We start from the raw sequence: 13,334 nt of genomic DNA, 5'->3' as shown, positions 1-13,334 counted from the left end.
TCTTACCATATAAATGGGAACAATCTTGAGGAGGCTTGTATGCCTAATAACTTGGCATACGTTATCTACACTTCAGGTTCAACTGGTACACCAAAAGGAGTCATGATTGAGCATCATACTTATTCTAATGCAAGCTTCTCGTGGAGAGACGCTTATAACTTAAAGGCTTTTCCTATTCGATTATTACAAGTTGCTAACTTTTCTTTTGATGTATTTGCGGGTGATTTAGTTAAGTCTTTATTAAATGGCGGTCAGTTACATATATGTCCAGATGAGGTGAAAGTTCAACCAGAAAAACTTTATCAGTATATCCACAAGCATCAGATTAATGTCTTGGACTCGTCACCTAGCTTAATTCTTCCACTTTTGAAGCATGTATACGAAAGTGGACTCGATATTTCTTGCATGAAAGTGCTGATATTTGGGGGAGATAGTTGTCCGGTGTATGAATTTAACAAGATAGTGGATAGATTTGGTGACACGATGAGAGTCATAAATGGTTATGGTGTAACCGAGGCTACAGTAGAATCTAGTTATTATGAGAGAAAGTTACATTTTATATCACAGGTAAACAACTTGCCGATTGGTAAACCACTTCCTAATCAAAACATGTATGTTTTGAATTCAAGATTACAAGTGCAACCAATCGGGGTAGCTGGAGAACTTTTTATTGGTGGAAAAGGGTTGGCAAGAGGATATCTTGGTAATCCGACGTTGACCGCAGAGAAGTTTGTGGAGAATCCATTTATTCCAGGTAATAAGATGTACCGGACAGGTGACTTGGTAAGATGGTTACCAGACGGGAACCTAGAGTTTTTGGGACGGATAGATCATCAAGTCAAAATCAGAGGGTATCGAATTGAACTTGGAGAGATTGAACATCAGTTGTTGAAACATGAGGATGTGGAGGAAGCAGTTGTCATTGCTCGGGCAGATGAAGTGGGTGAGAAATATCTGTGCGGATATGTTGTTACCAAATGTGATGTGCCAGTGACAGAACTAAGACAGGCTTTGTTAGCTGAATTACCAGAGTACATGGTTCCATATTACTTTATCCAGTTGGAGAAGTTTCCTTTAAATACGAATGGCAAGATAGACCGAAAGGTCCTTCCAGCTCCAGATTGGTCATCAGTTGGCTCTGCGGAATATGTGGCACCTAGAAACAAAACAGAGGAACAATTGGTTGATATCTGGCAAGAGGTACTGTCTTTGAAGCATGAAATTGGGGTTCATGAAAACTTTTTTGAATTGGGTGGTCATTCCCTAAGGGCTACATCATTGTTGTCAAAAGTTCATAAACAGTTCGATGTAGAGTTACCCCTTAAAGAAGTATTTACGCGTCAAACGATTGCGGAGCTTGCAGCATATATCGATCAATCAAATAAAAGTGTCTATTCAGCAATTACACGAGTAGAAGACCAAGAATATTACCCATTGTCTTCAGCACAAAAGCGGATGTATGTAATTAATCGATTAGAGGAGAATAATATTAGCTATAATATAACTTCTATTATGAAGGTGAAAGGTTCATTAAATCTGGAGCGACTGAATTTTGTATTCGGTCAGTTGGTTGCGCGCCATGAGTCTTTCCGAACTACATTCGAGTTAGTGGAAGGAATGCCAGTTCAAAAAGTTCACAAAAATGTGAGTTTTAATGTGGAACATATGGAAGTAACAATGGGACAGGTTGAACAAGCGATAGAAGCATTTATTCGTCCATTTGATCTGTCTACGGGACCTTTGCTTAGAGTGGGACTAATTGAAATGGACATTAATACACATATTTTAATTGTAGATATGCACCATATCATTTCTGATGGAACATCAATACAGTTATTAATTAAGGAATTCTTGGAAATATATAGTGGCAAAACATTAGATAGACTACAAGTTCGCTATAGAGACTACATTATGTGGCAACATAATCTTATAAATAATGATCAATTAAAGGAACAGGAAACATACTGGAAAGAACAATTTCAGGGTGATATTCCAATTCTTAACCTGCCAACAGATTATCCAAGACCACCGGTCTTCAGTCACGAAGGGAATAGTCTCAATTTCCAAATTGGCCAAGAAATTACAGAAAAGCTGAAGTTAATCGGGAAACAACAGAACGCTACTATATATATGGTTTTGTTGGCTGCTTACAACACATTATTATACAAATATACGGGGCAAGAAGAGATTGTAGTAGGGTCTCCTATTGCGGGACGCCCACATGCGGACTTGGAACATATAGTGGGGATGTTTGTAAACACGCTCGCTTTAAAAAACAGACCACAAGGGAATAAGTCATTTACGGAATTCCTTAGAGAAGTGAAAGAAGTTACCTTGGAAGCCTTTAAACATCAAGACTATCCATTCGAAGAACTTGTGGAAACGTTAGATATTCAGCGAGATATGAGCAGGAACCCGCTGTTCGACACATTATTCACTCTACAGAATATGGATATGGAAGAAATCCAAGCGAATGGGCTGGAGATGAAACCATATGACCATGTCAACAATACATCCAAATTTGATTTATTATTAACTGCAGTAGAGGGAGAAGATAGTATTGAGTTTGAACTGGAATACAGTACAAGTTTATTTAGACATGATACAATGGTTCGATTCCAAAAGCACTTTGTCAATTTGTTAACAAACTTGTCTATAAGTCAAGAACAAAACTTGGATGAAGTGGGCATCTTATCATCAGAGGAAACAGACTATTTACTGTATCAAGTCAACAATACAAATATGGAATATCCGAAGGAAAAGACGATTCATAAGTTGTTTGAAGAACAAGTGGAACAATCTCCAAATCGAGTGGCTATAGTGGCAGGAGAAAGCCGGTTGACTTACCAAGAATTAAATGAGCGGGCGAACCAGTTAGCGCGTACCCTTCGAAGCAAAGGAGTAGGACCAGATACAGTAGTTGCGATTATGACAGAACGGAATACAGATATGTTAGTAGGTTTATTGAGCATACTGAAGGCAGGCGGTGCGTATCTTCCAATTGATCAAAAATTACCAAAACAGCGCATCGAATTTATGTTGAGGGATAGTAAAACGGGGTTTATCCTTGGACAGGAAATGCTGTTAGATACAGTAGAATTTGAAGGGAATAAAATCTATTTGGACAGTGAAAGCTCGTATCATATTAACGGGCACAATCTTGAGGAGGCATGTATGCCTAATAATTTGGCATACGTTATCTACACTTCAGGGTCAACAGGTACACCAAAAGGAGTTATGATTGAACATCAGTCCGTTAACAACTTTGTTGAGGGGATGTCCAACAACCTTCAACTAGAGAAAGATATGAGGATGTTAAGTTTAACATCAATTTCATTTGATATTTTTGTATTAGAAACTATTTTTTCACTAGTAAAAGGGTTACGAGTAGTCATAGCATCTTCTCAGCAACAGTTAGATATTCAAGAACTAGACAAATTGATAAAAGAAAACTCGATTAATATAATACAGTCTACTCCTTCTCGGATGAGAAGTTTATTAGAACTAAAAAACCTATCAAATATCGAAAAGATAATTATTGGTGGGGAAGCACTGGGTGAAGATTTAGTAGTGAAAATCAAACAGCTGACAGGTGCCCAACTATATAATGTATATGGCCCAACTGAAACGACAATATGGTCAACACTGAGTGAAATCGGATCTGAGGAAACTACTGTTAATATCGGAAAACCGATTGCTAATACTCGTATTTATATTTGTAATGACAGAGAACTAGTTCCAATTGGAGTCGCAGGTGAGTTATGTATTGCGGGGGAAGGCCTCGCAAGAGGATATCTTGGCAATCCGACATTGACCGCAGAGAAGTTCGTGGAGAATCCATTTATTCCAGGTGAGAAGATGTACCGGACAGGTGACTTGGTAAGATGGTTGCCAGATGGTAACCTAGAGTTTTTGGGACGAATAGATCATCAAGTCAAAATCAGAGGGTACCGAATTGAACTTGAAGAGATTGAATATCAGCTATTGAAACACGAGGATGTGGAGGAAGCAGTTGTCATGGACCGGGAAGATGAAGTTGGTGCAAAGTATCTGTGTGGATATATTGTCGCCAACCGTGATATTTCAGTAGCTGAACTAAGACAAACTTTGATGGCTGAATTACCGGATTACATGATTCCATCTTACTTTATCCAGTTAGAAAAGATTCCTTTAAATACAAATGGAAAGATAGACCGGAAGGTCCTTCCGACTCCAGATTGGTCATCAATGGGCCATGTGGAGTATGTAGCGCCTAGAAACGAAACAGAGGAACAATTGGCTCATCTTTGGCAAGAAATTTTATCTTTAAACCGGGAAGTTGGGATTCATGAAAACTTTTTTGATTTGGGTGGCGATTCTTTAAAATTAATAATACTTCTTAACTCGATTAGAAACCAGTTTTCTATCAAATTTAATTATGAAATGATAAGTGGAACAAGCACAATAGCAGATTTAGCGATTGTAATATCAGAGCAATTAAAGAATTATTTAAAAGATAGAAGTTTCATATTATTAAATAAAGAAAAAAGGGACAAGATCTTTTGTTTTCCTCCAATCTTTGGTTTTGGTATGTATTATAGTGAATTTGCTAAACAATTTAATAATAAGGCAATTTATGCTTGTAATTATATAGATGAAGAAGAGAAAATAGATAAATATATCGATGAAATGATTTCTATACAGAATGAAGGACCATACACGTTGTTAGGTTATTCAGCTGGCGGTGTGCTTGCTTATCAAGTAGCAAAAGCTCTTGAAGAAAGAGGTTATAAGATTAAGGATATAATTATGTTGGATACAAAGATGATAAAAGATCCTGTAGAAGAGGAAATACAATTTCAGAGTTTTCTAGAGAAATTAAGAATCGATATAAGGAATGATTCATTATATCGACCGTATGAAAAGTTAATTATGGAAACATTAATAAACTATAATCAATATCTATCTAATATAAATATACAAAAAATAATCAAAGGAAATATCCATTTCATTCAGTCGGAAGAAATGGACGATTATACTCTTACTACTTGGTCTCAAGTTTCTGAAAAACAGTTACTAATACATCAGGGATATGGTAAGCACCACGAAATGTTCGATAAATACTTGGACTTAAATACTATAGTTGTTAAGAATATATTAGAATAAATAGTAGAGATAGAATAGGCAACTTGTTTTGAAGTTGCCTATTCTATTATAGGTTAAGGGAGAATATGAAATGCTAAATTTGAGTTTATTCAAGAATAAAAATTTTAGTCTTATTGTTTTTGGGCAAGCTACTTCAGTATTAGGAACATTACTTTTAGAGGCAGCATTAGCTTTATATGTTCTACAATTAACTAATTCAGCACAAAAACTCTCGCTGGTTTTTATAATACATGCTGTAACAATTATTATTATAGGACCAATATCGGGAGTAGTAGTAGATAAAGTAAATAAGAAACTATTTTTAATAATAATCGATTTAATTCGAGGTTTTTTCTCTATTATGGTTTCATTTTATACAATGAAATATTCTCTAGATATAGGAATAATTTTCATACTAGTGTTTATTGGTTCCACATGTAGTGCGTTTTTCGAACCAACAATAGGAACTATTTTTCCTAGAATTGTGGATAGAGATAGTCTTTCCAAAGCTAATACTCTTTATGGTGTAATTCTTGATATTTCTTTTGCACTAGGCCCACTTTTAGGAGCATTACTCTTTGGGAGTTATGGATTATCTATAGTATTTTTAGTGGATGGAATAACATACTTATTAGCAGCTGGTTTATTAATATATCTTAGTGTGGGTAATGAACCAAAAGTTAAATATGAGCAATCTTTTATCATAAGTTTTAGCGAAGGAATTAAGGTGATCTGGCAAAATAAGAGGATATTATCACTAGTAACGAACGATATGATGAATCATTTGTTTTTATTTCCATTTATTACTGTGGGATTTCCATTTATTATTATTGAAGTTTTAAATGCAAAAGAGTATACATATGGATTAGTACAAACTGTGGCAACTATGGGGTCAATATTGTCAATATTCCTCATAGGATTTGCAGATAGAAGATATAGTGTAGAAAAAAATATTAGTGTTTCTTTTATTGGGAATATTTTATTCGCATTAATGTTACTTCCATTAATTAATAATTTATTCATAGAGTTTCTATATGGTAGCTCATTTAGAATCGTTTCTTATTTAGGATTAGTAGGATTTACTTTATATATACTGTTTGCATTTTACCTAGTGTTCTATACAACCTTCTATCAAAAAATAATACCAGAAAATATGCTAGGTAGGTATGTTTCTGTTCAAAATGTACTTCATTCATTAGCTGGATTAATTGGAGTATTAATGTTTGGGTATTTATTTGATAAATACTCTATAAGTATATCTGTGTTTATATTATTTCTAGGGATGTTACTTAAGCTTATAATTCATATTCCTTTTGTTAGAGAGACAAAAATAAATGGTAATTTACGGGATGAAAAGAAGATAAGTCAGTAAACAAAGGGGAATGACATAATGGATTTGAGTCAAAATTTTGGACACAAAAAAGTTAAACCTAAGATACTTTTTAGCTAGATCTTCTATTGCTTGGGGAGTTTTATAACCAATACTACTATGAATCTTATTGCGGTTATACCATCCCTCGATGTATTGAAATAGTACTAAGTTTGCTTGTTCAAATGTAACATATTTTGTGCGATATACTTCTTCTTTCTTTAAAACGGCATGAAATGACTTGATACAAGCGTTATAATACAGGCAGCCTTTCTTACTGAAAGAGGGCTTTATTTTATAATTCGCGAGTAAGCTTTGAAATTTTTGACCTGTATATTGTGTCCCTAAGTCAGTATGTAGAATGAGACCTTCTAGTGGTTTTCGTATATAGTAAGCGTTTTCTGACGCTTTTACCATAAGATTCGTTGTCATATTTCGTGAAAATGAATACCCTATAATTTTCTTAGGATACAAATCCATGACAGATGCAAGATAATACCAATCGTCTTTTTTTGTGTGAATGTAGGTAATATCCGCTACCCATTTTTCATTTATTGTAGTTGTAGAAAAGTTTTGTTCTAATAGATTTGTGCGTTCCTCTACAGTTGATTTTGATGAATGTGGTTACGGTATTCCAAAACGAATCTCAGAAGTATTACATGGAGATGAACATGAAATAACTTTGATGTTAGAAGGAGAAATTGATTCTTCTCAGGGGACAAACTGGATTAAAATTGAAGAGTTTCCTATCCCTGATTCACTTGTTAATGATGAATTTGGGAAAATTAGAGGGAATATTTTAGTTACTATGGTGTACGACACACCTCTCTCAGCTAGATTTGGTAGTGAGTATTGCAGATGTAACTTAGATGTAAGAATAAGAACAAAAGTGGGAAGTTCCTATGATAAAATCACTAAAGGAAGTAAGACCGATATTGATTTTGTAGAGAAATGGGAAAGAGATAGAATGACAAATGAGCATAAGTGGTCAAATGTTAAGCAAGTAGAGTTTAAAAGCCCGGCAGGAAGAAAGGGCACAGGAGAATTAATTTTAGAAGTGTTACCAAATTGGAGAAACCTTGATGAAAAAGTGAAAATTCCATTTGTAATTGCTGTGACGATTAAAGATCCTAAAAAAGAAGCTCCTGTGTATAATGAGGTTACTAGACAGTTAAATGCTACTTTTGCAACTACTGATGTGAGATTAAAGAATGCTCCTGTACGTCTAAATATTCGTTAATCTTTACATATAAAAACGGACTGGATAATGTGAATTTTCAGTCCGTTTTTGAATTTAAGCTAGAAAAATGAATATTAAACGGTAAGTTAATATTCATTCACCTTTTAAAGATATTCGGAAACATCTTTTTAAAATCTAAACTTACTGCGTTTTCTTTATTATTACTATTTATGGTGAGTATATTATTTTGCAGTTGAGTTTCTTCTCTATTATCTTTATATACACTTCCAGCTATAATGTCTTCATATTCTCTTAAAGTGATAGTTAAATCTTTTATTTTTTTTGTTGTTGTTGGATGTTTTCTTTATATTGTTCATTTTTCTTTCGTGACTGTAATAAATCATCGTAAAGTGATTGAATCACTTCATTGACATGTTTCAAAGCACCAAATAAGGCTTTTGTATCATTACCATAACGTTCAATAATAAATTCGATATTAGGTAGTGGAAGAGGTGGAGCATCATTGTTTTCACTTAATAAAGGTGCATTTAATCGTTCGATATCTTTACGCTTTCTTCGTGACCATACATGCCTTTTTATACCGGTTGTCTTTTCTAAAGATAAATGGTTTATTTTTCCAGGATTTTGTGATGCATAATCTAGTAAAATTTTAGTTAATTCCTCGTCGGTATATTTTTGAGGTCTTCCTTTTTCTTTTTTATTCAATTTAATATTTTCTCCTTTTATTGGGTGATTTGTTTATAAAATACAATTATTTAATTATTTTAGGTAACTTGGCATCTACAATAGCTTTTTGATTTAATAAGCGATTTAATTCATTGGCACTTGAAGATAAATTTTCTTGGTCGATTAAAGAGTAATTTAATTCTTCTAGATTGTAATTCATGTTCTTAGACAGAAATGTTAGCATGCTAGTTTGTTCATTAATTCTTCTTTTTAATAGTTTTGAATAGTCATTGAGCCAGGTGAGTCCTTCGTTAACTTCATCTGTCTTAGGAGAAAATAGATAATGATTACAATGACGACAATCACCAGTACAATTGAAAGGGTAGTCGATATCAGTACAATAACCAAAATTAACTAATAAAAGTTTATTTGTGTCGTATATATCTTTATATAGTTTATATTTATTAATAGTGTCTCTAGTATGTTGAGTAAATGATGAGTCTGGTAAGGAAGTGTTAATATGCATTAATCTTCGGTGCTTTTCAGTCAAATTATATACCCATGATTCGGTGAAATACGTTAGGTGATTCCAGTAGTTTTCTTGGATTTTTAGACGTTTATGTCCACCAATAATAGCAATGGTAAGCATATTAAAACCTTGTAACATCATGTTGCAAAATGCCAGGTGACGAGTATCACCAGGAGAAATTTTTTCCTTTTGATCATATTTATACTGCTTTTTTAAAACTTCACGGTAAAATTGATCAATAAGAGAACTAAATTGTCTTTTTGCAAGAAATTCACTTTGCCTTGAACGTTCACTTCCAAAGTGTTCTTTATATATTTCATAGTATTTATAGGTAAACAAATAATCACTTTTATCGTCTTTAGGCAAGAAGGATTTAAAAGTTTGAACTAGATCATAGATATCTTTATTAATTTGAAGTGTGTCGGTAATATCAATATCTCTTAGTAAGGTACCTTTTTCTTTGATTCTGGGGAGTGTAATTTCGTATTTATTATTTTTTGTTTGATCTACACAATTTTTTTTTAGTTTTAAGAATTCAGTAGGGCGCATGGGTATAACAGTAGTTATTTTCCACCACAGCACAATGGGAAAATATTTTTGTAATTCAAACTCAGTACCCTCACTCAAAAATTGTTCAATCTTTTCATCGAAATATAATATATGACGATAATTGGGTAAATCTCTACTCTTTTGAATGTTATTTATGAAAGGTAAGCACATATCAATAAATTTAACTGAATTAGTAATGTGAAAAAACGAAAAGAAATCAATGGTATATTTAGCTAGCTCATATCTTTTTCGATAGTTTTGTTTACTTATATACTCTTCAAAATCAATAAGATAATTTAAGTCAAATGCTTTTGATATATGAATAGATTCCTTTATAGCGCGAATGACATTGTGTATATGGTTGATAGAAAAAAGCTGATCAATTAGATGAATTGCATAGCACTTTAAAGCAATGTTTAAAGTATTATAAAGTTCTATATCAAATAACATTCCACGACGGTTATAGTCTTTGTCTCTAATTGACCACCTTGTATCATGAAAGGATTCATTTTCAATTATATTAGCTGTTTTCCATTTATTGAAATTTTGCAGGTATGTTTCTATTTCATCTTTAGAGCCATAAAAACGTGTCGGCTTTATGGATATTAAGTTTATATAGTTATCTTTATCTAGAAATTTAGTTTTGTTTAGCATTAAATCAGTACCGCACTTAGTATGAATGTAATAATTTGGGGGATCAAAGAGAAAATATTTATTTGTTTCGGTAATAATATTTTCAAGGACCTGAAAGTTAATGAAGGTCTCTATATATGATTTTCCAAATTCTGAAATAGCTTGATTAATTATATCTAAGATTAAAATAAACTTAATGGTGTCACGGTATCGTATTGGATCAAAGTTAGTATTTTTTATAGAAGTATGAACATTTTTTAATTCTTCCACAATACCAATCAATAAATAAATATTGAATACCGCATTAGGACAGTTTAAACAAGAATCGAAGTTTGGATAAGAGCACTGTGGATATGTAATGCATTGTACATGCTTAGTTTTAGAAGGTTTTTCTCCTTTTAAAATTTTAATAATAATTTCTATAACTTGATCTTTTGGAAGTTGCATTAATTTATCAACAATTGATTCTCTTTCATTTTGATATTTAAGGAGTAAAAATGATATATCTTCTAATTGAGAAGGAGAATATTCTTTTTTATAAGCTTGTATAATAGATGTACGATTTTCTAATAAATCATTTCCTGTAACATTGTCCATAGCTAAATCAATGATGAAATTATAAAGCCATCCAAAAGTTCCGCGATTAAATAAGTTAAGGGAGACGGCGTCTAAAGTCCCATCACTATTTGTAGACTGAACATAAGCGGTAATTGAATTCATATTTCTATGGTTTCTTAAGTTTTTTGTTAATTCATGAGATATTTCTGAGTGGTTTCCAGAGTTAGTTATAGTATAAAAAAAGTGTGTCAGTAGAGACCGATTCATAATTAAACTGTTAAATTTTGGTAATTTCTTATTTTTATTAAAAAAGGTATTAAAACGGTTATGCGAATTACTATACTGGCTTAGTGAGCCGAGTAAGCGCTCTTGTTTTTTAGCATTTCTACGATGTAGTTCACAAATTAGCAGTGCTGTTGCAGCAGATATAATCATGTCTTCATTACATAGAAATTGACCTAAAGAACCCGTTTTAGAAATGTGTATATTCTTACATAACACATAATAATAATTAACTATATTTTGTGCTTGATTAATTAAAAGGCCATTATTTCCAAGGTGTTCTAGGTCGTAAATGTTTAAGCCTTCTATTTCTTCTAAAAGTAAGTTTGGAAGTTCGGTAACTATTGTGGATTTTCTCCAGCCGTTAATCATGTGCATAATAACAAAAAGCCAAGTTTGAGCATATTGCTTATGTTGCTTTGCCATTAGAATATGTAGTTCAATGTTATTCACATATGTATAAAACTCAAGAAATGTTTGTTTATCGTATATTTCTTTATCCCTTTTAAGTTTTTCATTATATTCAATCTTGTAGGTATTTTTAAATATACATGGTACTTTACTACAACAATAGTTCAAAAATTGTATAAAGTTTTGTTTATGAGTAAGCGAGAGGTTCTGGGTGTTTAAAATTTCTTCGATTTCTTCATCGTTCAATAAGGTGATAGTTGTTGTTAGATTGAGAATAATGCTATTTAGAGTGTTAAATAAAGAGTGTACTTTATCTGTAAAAGAGTCTTCTTGACCTCTAGTTTGAGAAATCTTTAATAATACAAACTCATTATATAAAATTATAGTGTTTTTGAGGTCTTCTCTGAAATGTAATGTTGCAATTTTCTTGTTATATAATTCAATAGATGTAATAGAAAAATTTTTTCCTTTATTTGCTTTAAGAGAATCTATAGTATCTATAGGAATTAAAGTATGGATATTACTTGAGGTAGCATCAGAAAAGGAAGTAGAATGCAATTTCTCGTTTTGAATTAATTTGAGAATGTCTTTTGTAGGCATTTCGAGCTCTTTAGAAGCTTGTATTAGAGTTAAATGCTCTTTATTTACTTTTTGAATGCTTAAAAGAGTTTGTAGGTCCTTTTCTAGTATCAATGTTTCTCCTTGTAAGTTCTTTTTAGTAAACCTTAAATCCCCATTCTTAATCATCTGTAGTACTTCTTTTTCTGTGCAAGAGAGTTTTTGAGCACACTCGCTAATAGACAAGTAACCTTTTAAAGTTTCTTGTCTATTAATATAATCGGTTATTTCCGTTTCGGGTATTAAATAACGTTTTTGAAATTCATTAAAGTATGCATTAGGAAATTCCCCATTATGAATAAGAGGCAAAATGCTACTATCGTCTTTATTAAGTTGTTTACAAGCATCTAGAACAGTTATAAATCCTTTAGGTATTTTAATCATGGATTCGTAATCAATGATATCTGTTAAAGGTATATAAGCACTTCTTTTTATAATGATTCTATTTTGGAAAAAGGCACCATTACGAATGTATTTTTTTACAATCTCCGGATGTTTTGAAATTCTTTTTGCTGTTTCTTCAACACTTATATAATTTTCTGGAACTGTATTTTTAGCTTTAAGGTTTTCAATATCTTCTTTTGGAATCAACCATATGTGATTAGAATTCTGAAAAGCATTTGGGAATGTTCCAGATTTAATATAGCCTTGAATAGTCGGTGGTTGGAGACGTAATTCTTTACTTGTTTGTTCAATTGTAAGATATAAGTCATTCTTGTTAGAAAGACCAGTATAATCTTCAATATCTTTTTTGAGGATGAACCATGTATTTGTTAAATCTTTTATAGCATTAGGAAATTTATTTGAATCAATATAGTATTGTATAATCTCTGGATGGGAGCTTAATTTTTCACTTACTTGCTCAATTGTTAGATATGAATCATTATTATAGAAAAAAGTATGCTGTTCGAATTCTTCTTTTGGAATAAAATACCTTTTATCTGAAGGTATTTTAAAAACATTTGAGAAAGTATTCTTTTCGATAAGCTTTAAGACAGCTGAAGTTGGAATGTTTAGTATTTCACTTATATCTTTTGTGGTATAAGAAGTTTCTTTTTTCTCTAGTAAGTTACTAAAAGAAATTACATCCTTTTTTGAAATATAATAGTTTTGACCTAATTTAATTGAATTTGGAAATGTCCCCAGTTTTAATAACATACGAATTTTCTGTAAGGACATATTTAATTTTTGGCTGACTTTAGAGCTAGGGTAGTGTGTTGTTAAAATACTATTTTCTTTGAATTTTATAATTTCATCCTCTGTGATGCGCATTTCTTTTTTTGAAATCCATTTTGCATTTAAATTCCCGTTACTAATAAGTTTGTATACAGTTGAACGAGATAAAGATAATTGTTCAGCTGTTTCTTTTACTGTGAAATATTGCATATAAAATC

The 13,334-nt window shown here is 32.1% G+C and carries 5 protein-coding genes and 1 pseudogene; 3 read left to right on the top strand and 3 right to left on the bottom strand.

What is annotated here, in order from left to right; translation table 11 throughout:
- The first annotated feature begins 39 nt into the window (after positions 1 to 39).
- A complete protein-coding gene (locus ACIGHG_RS24780; protein WP_396551113.1) occupies positions 40 to 5,145 on the top strand; it encodes an amino acid adenylation domain-containing protein in 5,106 nt (1,701 codons plus the stop codon).
- A gap of 70 nt (positions 5,146 to 5,215) precedes the next feature.
- Positions 5,216 to 6,496: an MFS transporter gene (locus ACIGHG_RS24775; RefSeq protein WP_396551111.1), complete on the top strand. Its 1,281-nt coding sequence runs from the start codon at positions 5,216 to 5,218 to the stop codon at positions 6,494 to 6,496.
- Positions 6,497 to 6,562: 66 nt separating this feature from the next.
- Here ACIGHG_RS24775 and ACIGHG_RS24770 read toward each other — a convergent pair.
- Positions 6,563 to 7,117: pseudogene (locus ACIGHG_RS24770) on the bottom strand (IS3 family transposase); the annotation flags it as partial.
- Between ACIGHG_RS24770 and ACIGHG_RS24765 the strand changes: the two are divergent.
- A complete protein-coding gene (locus ACIGHG_RS24765) occupies positions 7,083 to 7,733 on the top strand; it encodes a hypothetical protein (RefSeq protein ID WP_396551109.1) in 651 nt (216 codons plus the stop codon). The pseudogene ACIGHG_RS24770 and the gene ACIGHG_RS24765 sit on opposite strands and share 35 nt — an antisense overlap.
- Before the next feature lie 273 nt (positions 7,734 to 8,006).
- Here ACIGHG_RS24765 and ACIGHG_RS24760 read toward each other — a convergent pair whose 3' ends face one another.
- Positions 8,007 to 8,399, bottom strand: coding sequence for a hypothetical protein (locus tag ACIGHG_RS24760; RefSeq protein WP_396551107.1), 393 nt, complete (start codon positions 8,397 to 8,399; stop codon positions 8,007 to 8,009).
- A 46-nt stretch (positions 8,400 to 8,445) separates the two neighbouring features.
- Positions 8,446 to 13,326 (bottom strand): helix-turn-helix domain-containing protein, encoded by a 4,881-nt coding sequence (locus ACIGHG_RS24755; protein ID WP_396551105.1) that lies wholly within the window; start codon positions 13,324 to 13,326, stop codon positions 8,446 to 8,448.
- Positions 13,327 to 13,334: the final 8 nt, after the last annotated feature.

The organism is Bacillus sp. NPDC077411 (genome assembly GCF_044543425.1).
GTDB lineage: Bacteria > Bacillota > Bacilli > Bacillales > Bacillaceae_G > Bacillus_A > Bacillus_A bruguierae.
Note: the sequence above shows the minus strand (reverse complement) of the source record. Positions and strands in the feature narration are given on the sequence as shown.